This window comes from Streptomyces sp. NBC_01197 (assembly GCF_036010505.1).
GTDB lineage: Bacteria > Actinomycetota > Actinomycetes > Streptomycetales > Streptomycetaceae > Streptomyces.
This window is the reverse complement of record NZ_CP108569.1, coordinates 3,235,001-3,255,246: the sequence shown is the minus strand read 5'-3', so window position 1 is coordinate 3,255,246 and position 20,246 is coordinate 3,235,001. Positions and strand designations below refer to the sequence as shown.

19 protein-coding genes and 1 pseudogene are annotated in these 20,246 nt (G+C 71.6%); 13 read left to right on the top strand and 7 right to left on the bottom strand.

Going from position 1 to position 20,246, the window contains the following annotated elements:
• Positions 1-32 precede the first annotated feature (32 nt).
• Positions 33-1,052 carry an A/G-specific adenine glycosylase gene (locus OG452_RS14785; protein WP_327296061.1) on the bottom strand — a complete coding sequence of 340 codons (1,020 nt, stop codon included), beginning with the start codon at positions 1,050-1,052 and terminating at the stop codon, positions 33-35.
• A gap of 16 nt (positions 1,053-1,068) precedes the next feature.
• Positions 1,069-1,677 carry a phosphatase PAP2 family protein gene (locus OG452_RS14780; RefSeq protein ID WP_327296060.1) on the bottom strand — a complete coding sequence of 203 codons (609 nt, stop codon included), beginning with the start codon at positions 1,675-1,677 and terminating at the stop codon, positions 1,069-1,071.
• Positions 1,678-1,860: 183 nt separating this feature from the next.
• Here OG452_RS14780 and OG452_RS14775 point away from each other — a divergent pair, with 183 nt between their 5' ends.
• On the top strand, positions 1,861-2,709 hold the full coding sequence (locus tag OG452_RS14775; protein ID WP_327299636.1) for a hypothetical protein: 849 nt from the start codon (positions 1,861-1,863) through the stop codon (positions 2,707-2,709).
• Positions 2,710-2,771: 62 nt separating this feature from the next.
• Here the strand turns inward: OG452_RS14775 and disA are convergent, their stop codons facing one another.
• Together disA and radA are read right to left on the bottom strand one after the other, a co-directional pair.
• Positions 2,772-3,923: a DNA integrity scanning diadenylate cyclase DisA gene (disA, locus tag OG452_RS14770; RefSeq protein WP_327296059.1), complete on the bottom strand. Its 1,152-nt coding sequence runs from the start codon at positions 3,921-3,923 to the stop codon at positions 2,772-2,774.
• Between the two features lie 56 nt (positions 3,924-3,979).
• Positions 3,980-5,377, bottom strand: coding sequence for a DNA repair protein RadA (radA, locus tag OG452_RS14765; protein WP_327296058.1), 1,398 nt, complete (start codon positions 5,375-5,377; stop codon positions 3,980-3,982).
• A 160-nt stretch (positions 5,378-5,537) separates the two neighbouring features.
• Between radA and OG452_RS14760 the strand changes: the two genes are divergently transcribed.
• Positions 5,538-7,238 carry a BACON domain-containing protein gene (locus OG452_RS14760; protein WP_327296057.1) on the top strand — a complete coding sequence of 567 codons (1,701 nt, stop codon included), beginning with the start codon at positions 5,538-5,540 and terminating at the stop codon, positions 7,236-7,238.
• 33 nt (positions 7,239-7,271) lie between these two features.
• Here OG452_RS14760 and OG452_RS14755 read toward each other — a convergent pair whose 3' ends face one another.
• A complete protein-coding gene (locus tag OG452_RS14755) occupies positions 7,272-8,075 on the bottom strand; it encodes a hypothetical protein (RefSeq protein ID WP_327296056.1) in 804 nt (267 codons plus the stop codon).
• 77 nt (positions 8,076-8,152) lie between these two features.
• Here OG452_RS14755 and OG452_RS14750 point away from each other — a divergent pair, with 77 nt between their 5' ends.
• From OG452_RS14750 to OG452_RS14720, 7 genes are all read left to right on the top strand, one after another.
• Entirely contained in the window at positions 8,153-9,085 is a 933-nt protein-coding gene (locus OG452_RS14750; protein WP_327296055.1) for a Ppx/GppA phosphatase family protein, read from the top strand.
• A 75-nt stretch (positions 9,086-9,160) separates the two neighbouring features.
• Positions 9,161-9,979, top strand: a complete 819-nt coding sequence (locus OG452_RS14745) for a sugar phosphate isomerase/epimerase family protein (RefSeq protein ID WP_327296054.1) — start codon at positions 9,161-9,163, stop codon at positions 9,977-9,979.
• A gap of 14 nt (positions 9,980-9,993) precedes the next feature.
• Positions 9,994-10,644, top strand: coding sequence for a TetR/AcrR family transcriptional regulator (locus tag OG452_RS14740; RefSeq protein ID WP_327299635.1), 651 nt, complete (start codon positions 9,994-9,996; stop codon positions 10,642-10,644).
• A gap of 208 nt (positions 10,645-10,852) precedes the next feature.
• Complete coding sequence (ilvD, locus tag OG452_RS14735) at positions 10,853-12,703, top strand: dihydroxy-acid dehydratase (RefSeq protein ID WP_327296053.1); 1,851 nt, start codon at positions 10,853-10,855, stop codon at positions 12,701-12,703.
• Positions 12,704-12,818: 115 nt separating this feature from the next.
• Entirely contained in the window at positions 12,819-13,400 is a 582-nt protein-coding gene (locus tag OG452_RS14730; RefSeq protein WP_327296052.1) for a hypothetical protein, read from the top strand.
• Between the two features lie 62 nt (positions 13,401-13,462).
• The gene (locus OG452_RS14725) at positions 13,463-14,083 is read left to right on the top strand and encodes a hypothetical protein (RefSeq protein ID WP_442810012.1); all 621 of its coding nucleotides are present in this window, start codon (positions 13,463-13,465) and stop codon (positions 14,081-14,083) included.
• A 120-nt stretch (positions 14,084-14,203) separates the two neighbouring features.
• Positions 14,204-14,962 (top strand): class I SAM-dependent methyltransferase, encoded by a 759-nt coding sequence (locus OG452_RS14720; RefSeq protein ID WP_327296051.1) that lies wholly within the window; start codon positions 14,204-14,206, stop codon positions 14,960-14,962.
• A 97-nt stretch (positions 14,963-15,059) separates the two neighbouring features.
• Here the strand turns inward: OG452_RS14720 and OG452_RS14715 are convergent, their stop codons facing one another.
• Positions 15,060-15,530: a hypothetical protein gene (locus OG452_RS14715; RefSeq protein WP_327296050.1), complete on the bottom strand. Its 471-nt coding sequence runs from the start codon at positions 15,528-15,530 to the stop codon at positions 15,060-15,062.
• A 102-nt stretch (positions 15,531-15,632) separates the two neighbouring features.
• Between OG452_RS14715 and OG452_RS14710 the strand changes: the two genes are divergently transcribed.
• The 4 genes and pseudogenes from OG452_RS14710 to proC all read left to right on the top strand — a co-directional run bounded on the left by OG452_RS14710 (position 15,633) and on the right by proC (position 19,031).
• A complete protein-coding gene (locus tag OG452_RS14710) occupies positions 15,633-16,385 on the top strand; it encodes a class I SAM-dependent methyltransferase (protein WP_327296049.1) in 753 nt (250 codons plus the stop codon).
• Between the two features lie 66 nt (positions 16,386-16,451).
• Positions 16,452-17,061: pseudogene (locus OG452_RS14705) on the top strand (ABC transporter ATP-binding protein); the annotation flags it as partial.
• 235 nt (positions 17,062-17,296) lie between these two features.
• On the top strand, positions 17,297-18,034 hold the full coding sequence (locus tag OG452_RS14700) for an ABC transporter permease (protein ID WP_327296047.1): 738 nt from the start codon (positions 17,297-17,299) through the stop codon (positions 18,032-18,034).
• Between the two features lie 187 nt (positions 18,035-18,221).
• Positions 18,222-19,031 carry a pyrroline-5-carboxylate reductase gene (gene proC, locus OG452_RS14695; protein ID WP_327296046.1) on the top strand — a complete coding sequence of 270 codons (810 nt, stop codon included), beginning with the start codon at positions 18,222-18,224 and terminating at the stop codon, positions 19,029-19,031.
• A 17-nt stretch (positions 19,032-19,048) separates the two neighbouring features.
• Here proC and trpS read toward each other — a convergent pair whose 3' ends face one another.
• Positions 19,049-20,044, bottom strand: a complete 996-nt coding sequence (gene trpS / locus OG452_RS14690; protein WP_327296045.1) for a tryptophan--tRNA ligase — start codon at positions 20,042-20,044, stop codon at positions 19,049-19,051.
• Positions 20,045-20,246 lie beyond the last annotated feature (202 nt).

Here is a 20,246-nt window from a genome sequence, read left to right as displayed (position 1 = left end):
AAAACGGAAACAGGCGGATCCGGACAGTCGGATCAGGTCAGCGGGAGCCGGTAGACCCCGCCCGCCAGCGGCTCGACCAGCCCGTCGGAGACCAGCCCGTCCAGCGCCCTGGCCCGCTGTACCGGATCGTGCCACACCGCGTCGAGCTGCGACTGCGGTACGGGAGCCGACGTGTCCCGCAGCACCGCGAGCAGCTTTCCGCGCACCTGGCGGTCCGTACCGGCGTACGTCTGGCCGCGCCGCGCCGCGCCCGCGTGCGCCGGTTTGCCGGCCAGCCGCCAGGCGCACTGCCCGGCGATGGGGCAGCGCCCGCACTCGGGGCTCTTGGCGGTGCAGACCAGCGCGCCCAGCTCCATGGAGGCCGCGGCCCAGCGGGCCGCGGTGGTCTCGTCGTCGGGGAGCAGGGTGCGGGCGAGCTTGCGCTCGGCGGCCGTGGTGGCGTTCGGCGGATACTCGACGCCGCTGACCGCACGGGCGAAGACCCGCCGCACATTGGTGTCCAGGACCGCATGGCGCCGGCCGTACGCGAAGGAGGCGACCGCCGCCGCGGTGTACTCGCCGATCCCGGGCAGCGAGATCAGCTGCCCGTGCTCGGACGGCACCTCGCCGCCGTGCCGCTCCGTGATGGCCTGGGCCGCCCCGTGCAGGCGCAGGGCGCGGCGCGGATATCCGAGCCTGCCCCAGGCGCGGACCGCCTCACCGGGGGCCTCGGCCGCCAGATCGGCCGGGCGCGGCCAGCGGTCCAGCCACTGTTCGTACACCGGCAGCACCCGTACGACAGGGGTCTGCTGGAGCATGAACTCGCTGACCATGACCCCCCAGGCGCCCGCCTCGGGGCGGCGCCAGGGCAGATCGCGGGCGTTCGCGCCGAACCAGGTGATGACGGAGGAGTGCAGTCCGGCAGCGGCGCCGGCGTCCGGCGGCCCGGCAGGGGACGCAGCGGCCGGGGCGGAACCCGAAGTTGTCGAAGGCCTCGGGGGCGTCGGTGTAGTCGGAGTCGTCTGTGTGGTCGGTGTAGTCGCTGTGGTCGCTGTCTCAGTGGTTGCAGTCATGGCACATCCGATCCTCTCAGTTCGGGGCACCCGGCCCCACGAACCATGCCGCCGCGCGGATGTCGCTCGACCGCACCGTCTCCACCAGCGACCGTACGGGCCGGGTCAGCCCCTCGATGACGAGCAGCCCGATCAGCGCGCCGAGCAGCAGCCCGACGATCACGTCATGCGGATAGTGCACACCGACGAAGACCCGTGAGAAGGCCATCAGCACCGCGACCGGCACGGTCAGCCAGACCAGCCGCACCATGGCGACGGAGAGACCGACCGCAGCGGCGGCAGCGATGATCGAGTGATTGCTGGGGAAGGACCAGTCACCGGGCGCCGGGCAGTCGATCAGCGGTTTCAACGCCCCGGCCACGGCCCGGCACGGGCGCTCCTCGTGGATCACCGACTTGAGCACTTCGCTGAGGACGTACGCGATGGCGGTTCCCAGCGGAGCGATCAGCGCCAGCGCCATCGCCTGCGCGGACGCCGTACGCGCCCGCCACCAGACGAGGACGAACAGCACGGCGAAGAGCAGCAGTCCGCCCTCGGTCCACAGCTCCATGAGCTGCTGCACCCAGGAGGGCGTGGAGTGCGCGAATTCGACGATATTTCGGTAGAGCTCGGAAGAACTGTCCATGGTGACGGACAGTATGGATCATCCCGGAGCGGTGACCGCGAGCGATCTTGCCCGCCCTGTGCGGCCCGTGACGGGGGCACCGGGCGTGGTCTGCGGAATGATGATCCGTAAAAGTTGTACGGACGGCGGCGGGTGGGGCCTGAGTTGGGTCTGATCTCTCGTACAGTTTGCGCCGTGGGATCTATGCGCAATCCGGTCGGGCCGCTTCCCTCCTCCATCTACTGGCGACGGAGGGCAGTAGCGGCGACTCTGGTTGCGCTGCTCGCCCTTCTCGTCGTGTGGATGGTGACATCGGGCGGCGGCGGAAAGCACGGCAGTTCGGGCGCGAAGGGGGCCAATCCCGCCCCCTCCATCACCCCGGGCCCTTCCGGAACAGGCCCCGCGATCAGTCAAGCCCCGGGCGGGACCGGCGGGTCGGGCAGTTCGGGCGGATCGGGCTCGTCCTCCGGTTCGGACGCGGGTTCCGGATCGGGTTCCGGTGCGGGCGGTTCCGGCGGCGCGGACAGCGGGTCCGGCGGTACGGACTCGGGCAGTGGTTCCGGAGCCAACGGCACGGGCGGTAGCGGTGGTTCGGGCGCGGACGCCGCGGGAGCCGCCGACGGCCGGCAGGTCCCCGCGGGCTCCACGCTCCCCAACTGCACTGCGGGCTCGGTCCAGTTGACGCTGCACAACCCCAAGAACAGCTATCCCCCCGGTGAGAAGCTGAAGTTCGACCTGATCGCCAAGAACACCTCGGGGACGGCCTGCAAGGTCGACTTCGGCCCGAAGGCCACTGTGCTCACGATCACGTCGACCACCGACGACCATGCCGTCTGGTCGTCCAAGGACTGCCCGGTGCACGGCGGCTCCCTGCTCCTCCAGGTCCCGGCCAACAGCACCATCAAGCACACGGTGGAATGGGACCGCAAGACGACGGCCCCGAAGTGCACGAAGCCGGGCCCGCAGACGGCAGGCGCGGGCACCTACCTGGTCGAGGCGAAGGCTCCGGGAATGCCGGTGAAGCAGACATCAGTGGTCCTGACGAAGGACTGAGGGGAGCGGGTGGTCGGGGCGGAGCCCCGAAGAAGCCCGAGCCCCACCCCCCAGGCCACTGCCTAGACGTACCGCTCCAGGATCGACGACTCCGCGAGCCGCGAAAGCCCTTCCCGGACGCTACGGGCCCGCGCCTCGCCGACTCCGTCCACCGTCTGCAGATCGTCCACGCTCGCAGCGAGCAGCTTCTGCAGGCCGCCGAAGTGCTCGACCAGCCGCTCGATGATCGCCCCGGGCAGCCTCGGCACCTTGGCCAGCAGCCGGTACCCGCGCGGCGACACCGCCGAGTCGAGCGTCTCCGGGGAGCCGCTGTACCCCAGCGCCCTTGCCACCACGGGCAGTTCGAGCAGCTCTGTGTGGCTGAGCGTGTTGAGGTCGACCAGAGCCTCGGTGACCGTACGCGAACGCTGAGGGCCCTTCCCGGAGGCAGCTCTGGGGGACGTCGGCTCCGGCACGTAGTCCCTGACCACCAGCTCCCGCTCCGGCTCGACCCCCGCGATCAGCTCGTCCAGCTGGAGGGAGAGCAGCCGGCCGTCGGTGCCCAGCTCCACCACGTACTCGGCGATCTCGGTGGCGATCCGCCGGACCATCTCAAGACGCTGCGCGACCGCCGTCACGTCGCGGACCGTCACCAGGTCCTCGATCTCCAGCGCGGACAGGGTGCCCGCCACCTCGTCCAGCCGGAGCTTGTACCGCTCCAGCGTGGCCAGGGCCTGGTTGGCGCGGGACAGGATCGCCGCCGACTCCTCCAGCACCCGGCGCTCCCCGTCCACGTACAGCGCGATCAGGTGCATCGACTGCGATACGGAGACGACGGGGAAGCCGCACTGCTTGGAGACCCGGTCCGCCGTGCGGTGGCGGGTGCCGGTCTCCTCGGTGGGGATCGACGCGTCGGGGACCAGCTGGACACCGGCCCGGAGGATCTTGGTCAGATCCTTGTCGAGGATCAGCGCGCCGTCGAGCTTGCACAGCTCCCGCAGGCGGGTCGCGGCGAACTCCACGTCCATGACGAAACCGCCGGTGCACATCGCTTCGACGCTCTTGTCCATGCCCAGGACGATCAGGCCGCCGGTGTTCCCGCGGAGGATCCGCTCCAGGCCGTCGCGCAGCGCGGTACCGGGCGCGACAGCGCTCAGCGTGGCCCGCATCAGCGATTCATTGCCGGACGAGCTCCCGCCGGATCTCCCGGGTGCTGCTCGGTCATTGGCTGCCACTGCACTCCTCCGGCTCGTACGGACAGGCGAGACCAGGGCAAAGTCTACCGGCGCACTCACTCGTCCTGGGGCGCGCGGGCCCTTGAACGGCGCGGAAGGGCCCGCAGCGCGTCCCCCATGTCCGCCACTTCGATGACCTTCATCCCGGCGGGGACCTTCCCCGGGTCGGTCGGTACGAGGGCGTGGGTGAAGCCGAGACGGTGCGCCTCGGCGAGCCTGCGCTGGACGCCGGTGACCCTTCTGACCTCGCCGGCGAGACCCACTTCACCGATCGCCACCAGGTTCTTCGGGAGCGGGACGTCGCTGGCGGCGGAGGCCAGGGCGAGCGCGACGGCCAGGTCGGCGGCCGGTTCGGTGAGCTTCACGCCGCCGACCGTCGCCGTGTAGATGTCTCGCTTGCCGAGCGCGCTGATCCTGCCGCGCTGTTCGAGTACGGCGAGCATCATCGACACCCGGGAGGTCTCCAGGCCGGAGGTGGTGCGCCGGGGTGAGGGGATCTGCGAGTCGACCGTGAGCGCCTGGACCTCGGCGACCAGGGGGCGCTTGCCCTCCAGGGTGACCGTCAGACACGTCCCGGGCACCGGTTCGTCACGGCGCGTCAGGAACAGCCCGCTCGGATCGGCGAGCCCGGTGATGCCCTCGTCGTGCAGCTCGAAGCAGCCGACCTCGTCGGTCGCCCCGTATCTGTTCTTGACGCCGCGGACCAGCCGCAGCCGGGCGTGCCGGTCGCCCTCGAAGGACAGCACGACGTCCACCAGGTGCTCAAGGAGCCGGGGCCCGGCGATGGCGCCGTCCTTCGTGACGTGCCCGACGAGCAGCGTGGCCATCCCGCGCTCCTTGGAGGCGCGGATCAGCGCGCCCGCCACCTCGCGCACCTGCGCCATACCGCCCGGCGCACCGTCCAGTTCGGGTGAGGCCACCGTCTGTACGGAGTCCAGGACCAGCAGGGACGGCTTCACAGCGTCGAGATGGCCGAGCACCGCCGCCAGGTCCGTCTCGGCGGCCAGATAGAGGTGGTCGTTGATCGCGTGGATCCGGTCGGCGCGCAGCCTGACCTGGCTCGCGGACTCCTCGGCCGTCACGTAGAGCGTGCGGTGGTCGGAGCCCGCCGCCTTCGCCGCCACGTCGAGCAGCAGCGTGGACTTGCCGACGCCCGGCTCTCCGGCGAGCAGCACCACGGCCCCCGGCACCAGACCGCCGCCGAGTACCCGGTCCAGCTCGGTGACCCCGGTCGAACGCGCTGTCGCCGTCCGGCTGTCGACCTGGCCGATGGGGACGGCGGCGCTGCTGACCGGACCGGCCGCGGTCGTCCGCACGGCGGGCCCGCCGCCCTGCTCCTCGACCGTCCCCCACGTCTGGCACTCGGGGCAGCGGCCCAGCCACTTGGCCGTCGTGTACCCGCACTCGGTGCAGCGGTAGGACGGCCGTTCTCTGGTCTTCGCACGGGTGGCCATGGCGCCACCGTAACCGGCCGCACCGACAGCGGTCCCACGGCCGGGGACGGCGGCCGGAATCCGGGATTCCTGTCCCCTTTTGAGGGATACGTTCACCCGTAAGGATTAAATGCCCTCAAGAGGTGCTAGAAGGCGGCTATTGGCGGCCTACCGTCGCCGGGTGACGAGCAGCAGGCTGGAGAACCCCACACACACCACCGGCGCACACCGGGCGCACCGGCGCGCCCCCCACCCGACGGAACAGCGGCCGCCGGTCCGTTACGAGGCATATCTGGACGGCCTTTTCACCTACTGCCTCTCCGTTCTGTGCGACCACACGGAGGCCACCGCCGTACTCGGCGAGGTGCTCGCCGTCTCGGAACGCCAGTTCAGCCGCTGCCCCTCGGGCGAACAGAGCCGCCGGGCCTGGCTCTACGCCCTCGCGCGCTGGGCCTGTCTGCGCAAGCTCGCCGAGCAGAAGAGGCTGCGCCCCGGCGCGCACACCGGCCGTACACCGGAGCCCGCGTCTGCGCCCGAGCAGCCGGGCGCCGCCGAGGCCGCCGAGCGGCAGCGCCGCGATCTCGCCACCCTCGCCTGGCCCGAGGCCGCCGGCACCACCCCCGAGCAGCGCGAGGCGCTGGAGCTCGCGGTACGCCACGGCCTCGGCCCGCGCGAAGTCGCCGCCGTACTCGGCCTGGAGCCCGCGGCCGCCCGTGAACTGCTGGCCGCCGGAGCCTGCGAGGTCGAGCGGACCCGTGCGGCCCTCGCCGTCGTCGAGACCGGCAACTGCCCGAGCGTCGCCCGGCTCACCGGCGACAACCGGGTCCTGCTCTCCACGGCGCTCCGCCGCGAACTCGTCCGGCACGTGGACGACTGCCCGCGCTGCCGCCGGGTCGCCGAGCGCGCCGGAGCCGCGGGCCCCTGGCCCGGCTCCACCGTCCCACCGGCCACTCCTGCGGCCCTGCCGCTCGTCGTGGCGGAACGATCCGCCGCGTACACGGCGATGCTGCACGCCCCCCGTGGCCATGCCCCGCGCTTCGGCCGCACGGGCTTCCCGCTGGACCCGAAGGACCGGGCCGCCCGCCGCGACCGGCTGCGCTCGCGGGCCGTGACGACCACCGTCGTCGCCACGGTCGTCGCCGCTCCGGTGCTGGCCCTGTGGGTGGCCTACCGCCACGCGCCCTCCACCGGCGAGGGGCACGGCGGTTCGGTGACGACGAGCGAGGCCGACGGGCCCAGCGGCAACGGCGCGAGCCCCTACGACCACTACGAGAACGCGGGCAACGCCCGCACCCAGCACACCCCGTTCGCCGACGACAGCAGTTCGCCGGACGTGTCCGTCGAGGTCATCAGTCCGGACGCGGGGAACAAGAAGGCGGGCGACGGCTCGCCGGCCCCCGGCGGCCTCACCGTCGCGGCCCGCGCGTCCGGTGGCCGTACCTCGATCACCCTGACCAACGGCGGAGACCGCCCACTCTCCTGGTCGGCCACCAGAAGCGCCCCGTGGCTCTACCTCAGCAGCTCGTCGGGCGTCCTGTCGCCGGGCGGCTCGATCACGGTCCGGGTGTATGTGGACCGCCGCGGCGAACCGTCGGGCGCCTGGTCGGCCCAGGTCGCCATCGCCCCGTCGGGCGCCGTCGTCTCGATCCACGGGTACGGCCGGGCAGACGGAAGCCACCACCGCGGGCACGGCCACGGTCACCACGGCCACGGCGGCCCGGCCCCGTCGGACGGTCCGACCACCGGACCGGCCCCTTCGGGCCGCCCGACCCCCACTCCGACACCGACCTCGTCGGCCCCGGCGCCCAGCCCCACCCCGTCCGTCCCGGACTCCCCGACGACATCACCGCCGTCGACCCCGGGCCCGCCGTCACCGTCGTAACGGGAAGGCCGTACCGAGCAGCCGGCCGCCGCCCTACCGCGGGTCGGCCGGGTGCGGGGCCATCGGCAGCAGCGCGGCGACCCGCTCCTCGCACAGCTCCACCAGGCGGTCGTACGCAGGCGCGCCCATCAGCTCGACCAGCTCCGGCCGGTACGTCATATAGACCGGGTCACCCGCGCCGTGCGCGGACGTCGCCGACGTGCACCACCAGTGCAGGTCGTGGCCGCCGGGGCCCCAGCCGCGCCGGTCGTACTCGCCGATGGAGATCTGCAGCACCCGCGACTCGTCGGGCCGCTCGATCCAGTCGTACGTCCGGCGGACCGGCAGCTGCCAGCAGACGTCCGGCTTCGTCTCCAGCGGCTCCTTGCCCTCCCGCAGCGCCAGGATGTGCAGCGAGCACCCCGCGCCACCCGCGAACCCGGGCCGGTTCTGGAAGATGCAGGAACCCTCCCAGCGCCGGGTCTGGCGCTCCCCGTCCTCGTCGAGCTGGACCCAGCCCGTCTCCGTACCGACGTCGTGGAACTGCCAGAGGTCCGGCGTGAGCCGTTCCACATGACCGGCCACCCGCTGCTCGTCGTCCTCGTCCGAGAAGTGCGCCCCCAGCGTGCAGCAGCCGTCGTCGGCGCGGCCCGCCTCGATGCCCTGGCAGCCGCTGCCGAAGATGCAGGTCCACCGCGAGGTGAGCCAGGTCAGGTCGCAGCGGAAGACCTGTTCGTCGTCGGCGGGGTCCGGGAACTCGACCCAGGCCCGGGCGAAGTCCAGACCCTGCTCGTCGTTCTTCTTCGGCTTCGGCTGCTTGGCGGCTTTGTCCTGCTTCGCCTTTTTCGTCTTTGGCACGCACCCAGCGTACGGGGACACCACCCCTCTCAGCCCGTACGGCCACCCGCTTGCCACTGCCCAGTAGCGTTCCGTCCATGAGACTCGGAGTCCTCGACGTCGGTTCGAACACGGTCCACCTGCTGGTGGTCGACGCCCACCCCGGCGCCCGCCCGCTGCCCGCGCACTCGCACAAGGTGGGGCTGCGCCTGGCCGAACTGCTCGACGGCGAAGGCGCGATCGGCCCCGAAGGCATAGACCGGCTGGTCGCCACCGTCAACGAAGCCCTCCAGGCCGCTGAGGACAAGGGCGCCGAGAGCGTCCTGTCGTTCGCGACCTCCGCCGTGCGCGAGGCCACCAACGCCGACCACGTCCTCAGCCGGGTGCGCGACGAGACCGGCGTCGACCTCCAGGTCCTCACCGGCGCCGACGAGGCCCGGCTCACCTTTCTCGCGGCCCGCCGCTGGTTCGGCTGGTCCGCGGGCCGGCTGCTGCTGCTCGACATCGGCGGCGGATCGCTGGAGATCGCGTACGGCATCGACGAGGACCCCGACGCGGCCGTCTCGCTGCCGCTCGGCGCCGGCCGGCTGACCCACGCCTGGCTGCCGGACGATTCCCCCGACCCGCAGGACGTCAGGGCGCTGCGCCGCCATGTCCGCGCGGAGATCGCGAGGACCGTGGGGGAGTTCACCCGCTTCGGCAGGCCGGACCGGGTGGTCGCGACCTCCAAGACCTTCAAGCAGCTTTCGCGCATCGCGGGCGCCGCGCGCTCCGGTGAGGGCCCGTACGCGCCCCGCGGACTGAGTCGTAAGTCACTTGAGGACTGGGTCCCCAGGCTCGCCGCGATGACCTCGGCGGAGCGCGCCCGGCTGCCAGGCGTCTCCGCCGACCGCGCCCCCCAGATCCTCGCGGGAGCGCTGGTCGCGGAGGGTGCGATGGACCTGCTCGGGGTCGAGGAGCTGGAGGTCTGCCCCTGGGCGCTGCGCGAGGGCGTCATCCTGCGCCGCCTCGACCACCTGCCCGTGCGGTAGGCTCCCCGTCCGGATCGGGCCCGATCCGGCCCGATCCGAACGGAAGACCCCGGGCGCGGCCCGTACGCTGTCTCCGTGGCAGAACCAGTGGTGCGCATCCCGGATGCGAAGGTCGCGCTGTCCACGGCGTCCGTGTATCCGGAGTCGACGGCGACGGCCTTCGAGATCGCCGCGCGCCTCGGCTACGACGGCGTCGAGGTCATGGTGTGGACCGACCCCGTCAGCCAGGACATCGAGGCGCTGCGCAGACTCTCCGACCACCACCGGATTCCGGTACTCGCCGTACACGCGCCGTGTCTGCTGATCACCCAGCGGGTCTGGTCCACCGACCCCTGGACCAAGCTCCAGCGCGCCAGGTCGGCCGCCGAGCGGCTCGGCGCGTCCACCGTCGTCGTCCACCCGCCCTTCCGCTGGCAGCGCTCGTACGCCCGTGACTTCGTCGACGGGATCTGGCGGATGGCGGACGAGACCGGTGTGCGGTTCGCCGTGGAGAACATGTACCCGTGGCGCTACCGGGACCGCGAGATGCTCGCGTACGCCCCCGACTGGGACGTCACGAGCGACGACTACCGCCACTTCACGGCCGACCTCTCGCACACGGCGACCGCCCGTACCGACGCGATGGCGATGATCGGCCGGATGGGCCCGCGGCTGGCCCATGTGCACCTCGCGGACGGCCGCGGCTCCGGCAAGGACGAGCACCTGGTGCCGGGACGCGGTACGCAGCCCTGCGCGGAGCTGCTCGAAGGGCTCGCGGGCAGCGGCTTCGACGGCCATGTCGTCATCGAGGTCAACACCCGCCGCGCGATGTCCACCGCGGAACGCGAGGCAGACCTGGCGGAGGCCCTCGCCTTCACCCGCCTCCACCTGGCGACCCGGGTGCACCACCCGTGACACCCAGGGCACCCATCACCGGCCCGGCAGGCGACGACAGCGGCGCCCCCGCCGGCGCCGATTCCGCCCCCGCCCGCCGCAGGGGCCGCCCGCCGCGCGACCGGGCGGCCGAGGGCGGCGGGGCGCGGACGCGCATCCTGGAATCGGCCCGCAGGGAGTTCTCCGAGCGGGGGTACGACAAGACGTCCGTACGCGGTATCGCGAAGGCGGCCGGGGTCGACGCGGCGCTCGTCCACCACTACTTCGGCACGAAGGACGAGGTCTTCGAGGCGGCGATCGAGGTCACGATGGAGCCCGCCCAGTTCGTCACCTCGCTGCTCGAAGCGGGCCCCGACCGCATCGGCGAGCGGCTGGCCCGCTACTTCCTCGGCGTCTGGGAGAACCCGGCGACCCGCACCCCGCTGCTGGCGATCGTCCGCTCGGCACTGACGCACGAGGCGGCGGGGAAGGTGCTGCGCGGTTTCGTGTTCCAGCGCGTACTCGAACGGGTGGCGGCGGATCTCGACGTACCGGACCCGCAGTTCCGGGCGGAGCTGGCGGCCTCGCACATGGTCGGTATCGCGATGCTGCGGTACGTGATCAAGGTGGAGCCGATGGCATCGGCCGAGGTGGACGACATCGTGGCGATGGTCGCCCCGACGCTGCAGAGGTATCTGACGGAGTGAGGCCCGCGGGCGGCCCGGCGGGCGGGACTCCTCACCCGTAACATTCTGGATCCGTCCCGGGACGGATCCGCGATCCGCCCCCTGTCCTCCCGCGTCCCACCCCGTGATCCACCCCCGCACCCGTCCCGTAATCCGGACGAGGTGTCCGGATCTTGGAGGGCAGGCGTACGCTCGACGGCAGTCACATCTGCCTAAGGAGCGAGCCACGATGCCCGAGCTGAGGTCCCGCACAGTCACCCACGGCCGCAACATGGCGGGCGCCCGTGCCCTCATGCGAGCCTCGGGCGTAGCGAGCGAGGACATCGGCAAGCCGATCATCGCGGTCGCCAACTCGTTCACCGAGTTCGTGCCGGGCCACACCCACCTCCAGCCGGTCGGCCGGATCGTCTCCGAGGCGATCAAGGCGGCGGGCGCGGTGCCCCGCGAGTTCAACACCATCGCCGTGGACGACGGCATCGCGATGGGTCACGGCGGGATGCTCTACAGCCTCCCCTCGCGCGACCTGATCGCGGACAGCGTCGAGTACATGGTCGAGGCGCACTGCGCGGACGCCCTGATCTGCATCTCCAACTGCGACAAGATCACGCCGGGAATGCTGATGGCCGCGCTGCGCCTCAACATCCCCACGGTCTTCGTCTCCGGCGGCCCGATGGAGGCCGGCAAGGCGACCCTGGTCGACGGCACGGTCCGCAAGCTCGACCTGGTCAACGCCATCAGCGACGCGGTCGACGAGAACGTCTCGGACGAGGACATCCTCCGCATCGAGGAGAACGCCTGCCCCACCTGCGGCAGCTGCTCGGGCATGTTCACGGCCAACTCGATGAACTGTCTGACCGAGGCCCTCGGCCTGGCGCTCCCCGGCAACGGCTCGGTGCTCGCCACCCACACCGCCCGCAAGGCGCTGTACGAGAACGCCGGCCGCACGGTCGTGGAGATCGCCAAGCGCCACTACGAGCAGGACGACGAGAGCGTCCTGCCGCGTGCCATCGCCGGCCGCGCCGCCTTCGACAACGCGATGGCGCTCGACATCTCCATGGGCGGCTCGACCAACACGATCCTGCACCTGCTGGCAGCCGCGCAGGAGGCCGGACTGCCGTACGGTCTGGCCGACATGGACGAGGTCTCGCGCCGCGTCCCGTGCCTGTCCAAGGTCGCGCCGAACGTCGCCCCCGGCGGCACGTACTACATGGAGGACGTGCACCGGGCCGGCGGTATCCCCGCCATCCTCGGTGAGCTGTACCGGGGCGGCATGCTCAACGAGGACGTGCACTCGGTGCACTCCCCGTCGCTGGCGGACTGGCTGAAGACCTGGGACGTGCGCGGCGGCTCCCCGTCGGCCGAGGCGGTCGAGCTGTGGCACGCGGCCCCCGGCTGTGTCCGCTCCGCCGAGGCGTTCTCGCAGTCCGAGCGCTGGGACACCCTCGACACGGACGCGGCGGGCGGCTGCATCCGCGACGCCGAGCACGCGTACTCCAAGGACGGCGGCCTCGCCGTCCTCAAGGGCAACCTCGCCGTGGACGGCTGCGTCGTGAAAACGGCCGGCGTCGACGAGTCGATCTGGACCTTCGAGGGCCCTGCCGTGGTCTGCGAGTCCCAGGAGGAGGCCGTCGACAAGATCCTCCGCAAGGAGATCGCCCCGGGCGACGTCGTCGTCATCCGCTACGAGGGCCCCAAGGGAGGCCCCGGTATGCAGGAGATGCTCTACCCGACGTCCTTCCTCAAGGGCCGCGGCCTCGGCAAGGTCTGCGCCCTGGTCACCGACGGCCGCTTCTCCGGCGGTACATCGGGCCTGTCGATCGGGCACGCATCGCCCGAGGCGGCGGCGGGCGGCACCATCGCGCTCGTCGAGGACGGCGACCGCATCCGCATCGCCATCCCGGACCGCTCCATCGAGCTCCTGGTCTCCGACGAGGAACTGGCGTCCCGACGCGCCGCGCTGAACGGCGTGTACGCCCCGAAGAACCGCGAGCGCAAGGTCTCGCAGGCGCTGAAGGCGTACGCGGCCATGGCGACCAGCGCCGACCGCGGCGCCGTCAGGGACGTCTCGAAGCTCGGCTGACTGCCGCACCCGAACCGCCGCACCGGCCCGGACCCACACCTTTTCGTCACTGTGTGTGTCCGGGCCGGTGCGTTACGCTGCCCCCTTCCCTGCCATGGTCACAATTGGGGGCACCATGCGTCAGCCCGCCCGTCAGCCGGTCCATCAGCCCGCCCGTCAGTCGACCGGTCGGCAGTCGATCGTCCGTCGGCCGATCCGTCAGCCGATCCGTCGGCTCATCCGTCAGTTCATCCAGAGGCCGGCCGTCATCGCGGCAGCCGTCGGAGGCTTCGCGGCGATCGGGATCGTCCCGGCGACCGCGGCACCCACTGCGGCATCAGCCGTCGCACCCGCCGCAGCACCTGCTGCCACACCGGCGAGCATCTGCGGTTCCGGCTACCGGGAGATCGATTCCCACATCTTCACCAACGGGCGAGTCGAATTCGCCCGCGTCCACCTCCTCTACAACTCGAAAACCGGCTACAACTGCGTCGTCACCGACCACAGCCGCGCGACCGCGGGAATGTCCATGCCCACCGGGGCCTGGCTCGACGTCCAGGGCGACGGCAAGGGCCAGGCCAAGGACCAGGGCAGGTACTCCTCGTACGCGGGCCCGGTGCGGCTCAAGGCCGCCAACTCCTGCGTGCAGTGGGGCGGCATGATCGAGGCCGGCGTCGGCACGTACACGTACACCAGCCCGTGGACCCACTGCGGCTGAACCGCACCGCCTGAGCCGCACCGGCTTCATCCCCCGCCCGGCAGCGGGGGATAATCGGGCCCGTGAGCGACAACGGCGAGAACGGCGACAACGGCGACGGCACCGCGAAGACCGCCGCTCCGGGCGACAAGGCCGGCAAGGCCGGCAAGACCGACAAGCCCAGCAGGCCCGGCAGCACCGGCCAGGCCGGCCAGGGCCGTACGCCCGGCGGGCCGCAGCCCGAGACCATCCGCTTCTTCGGTACGACCTGGGTCGGCCACGACAGCGGATACGGGCTGCGGCGCGCAGCGGTCGCCGTCGGCGCACTGGTCACAACGGTCGCCGCGTGCTTCGTGATGCGGCTCGCCTACCAGGGTGTCGAGACCGCCGACATCGGCAGCTTCGCGTCCGTCCTCTTCGTGGCGGTCTTCGCCGTCTGCAGCGCTGTCGCCTTCGCCCGCACCTGGGACGGCTTCCGCCGCCGCCCCGCCGATCCGGCCCGCGAGGAATCCCTGCGCAGTCTGAAGGCGATCGGCTTCATCGGCTCGCTCCTCGCATACTTCATCCGCTCCCTGACCGAGGCTCCCGGCGAGCAACTGCGCCGTACCGAGTACGAGACGGCCGCAGCGGCGTACGAGAAGCGCCGGGGAGCCCGGGCCGGAAACCCGGCAGCCCGCAGGAAGCCGAAGCCCAGGCGCGGCTGAGCGCCGTACGTACACCACCAGGCAGCCCGCACCGCAGGCGCGGAGCCCCGCCTGCCCCTTCCCTGCCTCTGTTCCCAGCGGTCGTCCGCCACGAAGATGTCGGACATGAAGATGTCAGACATGACGGAACTCGCACTGTCCTCGGACCGGGTGGCCGCCCAGTACGCCGCAGCGCGCCCCGGATATCCGCCCGAGCTCTTCGACGCCGTGGAAGCGATGGCGCACCGCCCGCTCAAGGGCGCGTACGTGGTCGACGTCGGCGCGGGCACGGGCATCGCCACCGGGCTGCTGCGGGACCGCGGCGCCGAGGTGGTGGCGGTCGAACCGGGCCCCGGCATGGCCGCACAGCTGCGCTCCGCCCTCCCGGGCGTGCCGCTGGTGCGGGGTGTGGGCGGCGCGCTCCCGCTCGCCTCGGGCCGCGCCGACTTCGTCACGTACGCGCAGGCCTGGCACTGGACGGAACCGACCCGCTCGGTTCCCGAAGCCCTGCGGGTCCTGAAGCCGCGCGGGGTGCTGGCCCTCTGGTGGAACGTCCCGGACCTGTCCGTCCGCTGGGCCGCGGACCAGGAGGCACGGCTGAAGAAGCGGCTCCCCGAGTACTACCGCTACGGGACGGCGCCCAGGGCCCCCGTGATCATCAAGACCCTGTACGACGGCCTGACCCCGGCCTTCCGCCGCCTGCAGTGGTCGCGCGAGGTGGACATCGACACCCACATCGCCCAGCTGAGCAGCCGTTCATACGTGGCAGCCGCGCCGGAGAAGGATGCGGCCCCGGCCCTGGCGGACGAGAGGGCGGAACTGCTGCGGATCTTCCCGGAGGGCAGGGTGCGGGAGGAGTACGTCATCAACCTCACGGCCGTACGGAAACCGGCGAACTAGCCCTCCCCGAAGGGAGCACCAGAGACACCGTCAGGGAGCGCCGGCGGCACCGTCACCCCCGCCCGGACCCGTTGTCACCCCCCACCCCGGTTCGCTGTCACCCCCGCCGCCCCCCGAACCTCCCCACCAGCCCCACGACCCCACCGACGACAACCCCGCGCCACACCGCGTCCCCCAAACTGCTGAAAAAGCTTTCCGATCCGAGCAGTTGGCGGACCACCACGTCACTGAGAGCCATCAGCACCGCGGGCACGGCCGCGACCCGCCAGGGGTGCGCGGCGGACCACCGCCTGATCCGCTGGTCGACCCGCGCCGCCTGCCGCCCGCCGAGCGCGGCCCCCGCGCCGCCCACGATGAAGAACAGGGAGAGCGCGACGGAGACCGCAGTGGTCACGGAGTGCACCCCCGTCCCTCCGGCGAGCGCCGAGATCCCGTACGAGACCGCGCCGCCCATCGCGCCGACGGCCGCGGCGGACCGCCACGGCCCGAGCGTCGCGGAGGCGACAGCCAGGCTGCGCTGCTCGGATCTGGACATCTCCGGCCCGGACTTCCCAAGGTTCTGCGTCATGCCTCAACGGTCCGCCGCCGACCTGCCGGAGGCTATGGGGGATGCCCCTGACGCACCCCCCACGTGAGGGCCAAATCCCTGAGACACGGGCAGGATTGGCGTATGACAACCACCTCACGCGCCCACTCCTTCAACGCGGCGGCAGCCGCCTATGCGGCGAACCGCCCGTCCTATCCGCCCGCCCTCCTCGACGCCGTGGAAGAACTCGCGGGACGCCCGCTGGCCGGCGCCCGGGTCGCCGACGTCGGCGCGGGCACCGGTATAGCCACCGCCCTCCTTCACGAGCGCGGCGCCCGGGTCGTCGCGGTCGAGCCGGGCGACGGGATGGCGGAACAGTTCCGCCGTACGCTGCCCGGCGTACCGGTGGTGCGCGGCGACGGGAACAACCTCCCGCTCGCCGACGCGTCGGCGGACTTCATCACGTACGCCCAGGCCTGGCACTGGACGGACCCGGCCCGTTCGGCACCCGAGGCGATGCGCGTCCTGCGTCCCGGCGGTGCGCTCGCCCTCTGGTGGAACGTCTCGGACCACGGGGTGCAGTGGATCGCCGACCAGAAGAACAGGATCGGTCGCTTCTTCGGCGGCTCCGACACCGTGTTCGGCGCACACGGCACGGCCGGGCGAACGCTCCAGGCCGACGGCCTGGACTTCGCGGACCGCACAGTGCTCTGGACCCGCGAGGTCACCATCGACGCCCACCTCGCCAACCTGGCCAGCCACTCCGTGTTCCTGGTCGCGGGGGAGGAGGCCACCAGGGAGTTCGCCGACCAGGAGCGCACCGTCCTGAGGGAGCTCTTCCCGCAGGGCATGGTCCGCGAGGCGTACGCGGTCGACCTCTGCGTGGCGATCCGCTGACGGCGACAGCCCCCCGGCAGGCGGGCTCCCTTGACGGAACCGCCTGTCGGGAGAAATATTCATCACATGATGAATTCTACGAGCGGTGCACCGGACCATCCGGCGGCACCGCCACCACACCGCTCGCCCCGGTCCGACAGCACCGCACCGGCAACGGACACACCTCCAGCAGGCCACTCCCAACAACCCACCCAGGCCCCACAAGCCATCGAGGCCCGGGGCCTGTCCGTGGTCAGGGGCTCCCGAGCCGTCCTGCGCGACCTGGACTTCACCGTCCCCCGCGGCCGGATCACCGGTCTGCTCGGCCCGTCCGGCTGCGGGAAGTCCACCCTGATGCGGGCGGTTGCAGGCACCCAGGCCAAGGTCACCGGCACCCTCACCGTGCTGGACCACCCGGCGGGCGACGCCCCGCTGCGCCGCCGCATCGGCTACGTGACCCAGGCCCCGTCCGTCTACGACGACCTCACGGTTCACCAGAACCTGGACTACTTCGCCTCGGTCCTGGGCGCCCGAGCCAACGTCCCGCGCGTCCTCGAACAGGTCGACCTGGCCGCGCACGCGACCGCCTTGGCGGGCAACCTCTCCGGCGGCCAGCGCAGCCGCGTCTCGCTGGCGGCCGCCCTGCTCGGCACTCCGGAACTCCTGGTCCTGGACGAGCCGACCGTAGGACTTGACCCGGTGCTGCGCAGAGACCTCTGGACCCTGTTCCACACCCTGGCCGACGCCGGCACCACCCTGCTCGTGTCCTCCCACGTCATGGACGAGGCGGAACGCTGCCACCGCCTGCTCCTCATGCGCGAGGGCGAGATCCTGGCCGAGGGCACCCCCGACGAACTGCGCACCCGCACCCAGGCCCCGACCGTCGAGGCGGCCTTCCTCCACCTGGTCGACACGGCACGGGAGACGGCCCGATGAACCTCACCCACACCCTCGCCACCACCAGCCGGGTCCTGCGCCAACTGCGCCACGACCCCCGCACCATCGCGCTCCTGCTGCTGATCCCCGCCGCCATGATCACGCTGCTGCGGTACGTGTTCGACGCCTCCCCGCAGACGTTCAACTCGATCGGCGCGTCGCTCCTGGGCGTCTTCCCGCTGATCACGATGTTCCTGGTGACTTCGATCGCGACCCTGCGCGAACGCACGTCGGGCACCCTGGAACGCCTGCTGTCCCTGCCGATCGGCAAGGCCGACATCATCGCCGGTTACGCGCTGGCCTTCGGCCTCCTGGCGATCGTCCAGTCCGCCCTGGCCACGGCCCTCTCGGTCTGGCTCCTGGACCTGAACGTCACGGGCTCCCCCTGGCTCCTGCTCCTGGTGGCCCTCCTGGACGCACTGCTGGGCACGGCGCTGGGTCTGTTCGTCTCGGCGTTCGCGGCCTCGGAGTTCCAGGCAGTCCAGTTCATGCCGGCGGTGATCTTCCCCCAGCTGCTGCTCTGCGGCCTGTTCACCCCACGAGGCCAGATGCAGCCGGTCCTGGAGGACCTCTCCAACGTGCTGCCGATGTCGTACGCGGTGGACGCGATGAACCAGGTACTGCACCACGGCGCCATGACGACGACGTTCGTACGCGACGTCGGGATCGTAGGAGGCTGCGCACTCCTGGTCCTGACCCTGGGCGCGGCAACACTGCGCCGCCGGACTGCGTAACCAGTGGGACGGGCTTGCCGAAGCCCCACCGCGCGAGCCCCCACGTACCACCCGTCGGACATCCCCGCAGCCACCCCCCACCCCGATGCGAGGATGACCCAAGAGCCGAACGGACAGGCAGGCAGCCGGCCTGCCGGCCATTCGGCCGGACAGCCAGCAAGCCCCAACCGGCGAGGTGAACAGAGCCATGGCCCAGACAGTCGCAGTCCTAGGCACAGGCAAGATCGGCGAGGCCCTCCTGAGCGGAATGCTCCGCGCAGGCTGGCCCGCCGCCAACCTCCTCGTCACCACCCGCCGCCCCGCCCGTTCGGAAGAACTCCGCACCCGCTACGGCGTGGAACCGGTCACCAACCAGGAGGCGGCCGAGCGGGCCGACATCCTCATCCTCACGGTGAAGCCGCAGGACATGGGCAAGCTCCTCGACGAGCTCGCCCCCCACGTACCCGCGGACCGTCTGGTCATCAGCGGAGCCGCCGGCATCCCCACCTCCTTCTTCGAGGAGCGCCTCGCCGCAGGCACCCCGGTCGTCCGGGTCATGACGAACACCCCCGCCCTGGTGGACGAGGCGATGTCCGTCATCTCGCCCGGCAGCCACGCCACGGAGGCACACCTGGCCCACGCCGACGAGATCTTCGGCGGCGTGGGCAAGACCCTCCGCGTCCCGGAGACCCAGCAGGACGCGGCCACCGCACTCTCCGGCTCCGGCCCGGCGTACTTCTACTACCTGGTCGAGGCGATGACCGACGCCGGCATCCTCCTCGGCCTGCCGCGCGCCCAGGCACACGACCTGATCGTGCAGGCGGCCATCGGCGCGGCCGTGATGCTCAGGGACAGCGGCGAACACCCGGTGAAGCTGCGCGAGGCGGTCACCAGCCCGGCGGGCACCACGATCAACGCGATCCGCGAGCTGGAGAGCCACGGCGTACGGGCCGCTCTCATCGCCGCCCTGGAGGCGGCCCGCGACCGCAGCCGCGAACTGGCCTCCGGCAACGGCTGACCGCCAGCCGGCGAGGGCTACGGCTCCAGCAGCCCGATGGCCCGGTACGCGGCATCCACCGTGGGCCGGGCCATCGCACGCGCCCGCGCGGCACCCCGCCTCAGGACGTCCTCCAGATACCCGGGCTCGGCGACCAGCGCCGCATGCCGCGTCTGAACCGGGCGGAGCAGCTCCACCACGGCGTCGGCGGCGTCCTTCTTCAGCGCCCCGTACGACGAGTACGTCCCGGCGAGCGCTTCGGGCTCCTTTCCCGTACAGGCCCCCAGCACCTCCAGCAGATTGGCGACCCCGGGGCTCTCGGCCCGGTCGTAGACGACTTCCTGACCGCTGTCGGTCACAGCCCGCATGACCTTCTTGTGCACCACATCGGGCTCGTCCAGGAGATAGACGATCCCCGCACCCGACGCGTGCGACTTCCCCATCTTCGACGTGGGGTCCTGAAGGTCCATGACCCGCGCGGCCACCGCGGGCTCGATGGCCTTCGGCACCACAAAGGTGTGCCCGTACCGCTGGTTGAACCGCACGGCCAGATCCCGGGTCAGCTCGACATGCTGCGTCTGGTCCTCACCGACCGGAACCTCGTCGGCCGAGTACGCCAGGATGTCCGCGGCCATCAGAGCCGGATAGGTGAGCAGAGAGAGCCGCACACTGTCCCCGGCCGTTTTCGCCTGGGCGCTCTTCTCCTTGTACTGGATCATCCGGCGCAGCTCGCCGTCCGTGGCGGTGCACTCCATCAGATACGAGAGCCGGGTGTGCTCGTCGACATGGCTCTGCACGAACACGGTGCACTGCTCGGGATCCAGCCCGGCCGCCAGCAGCAGCGTCGCCGCCTGCCGGCTCAGTCTCCGCACCCGGGCCGGATCGTGCTCCATGGTCAGCGCATGCAGGTCCACCACACAGAACAGCGCTTCGGCCCGGTACTGGTCGTCCTCGGCCCACCGGCGTACGGCGCCCAGGTAGTTCCCGAGCGTCAGGTGCCCGGTCGGCTTGACCCCACTGAAGATCCGCGTCATTTCTCCACCTCTCGAAGGGGCCGCCGTCACCACGGCCGGCTCCCGGAGGGAGAAACACGAACGGCCGCCGGAGAGGCGGCCGTTGAACGCATACGCGTACATGCAGGTCGCCGTCAGGCGGCCCGCCACCGAAGTGTGTACGCACGCGTCATCATGAGCCCCACTGTAGCGCCGGGGCCGCCCGAAACGGCAGAGGCAGCGG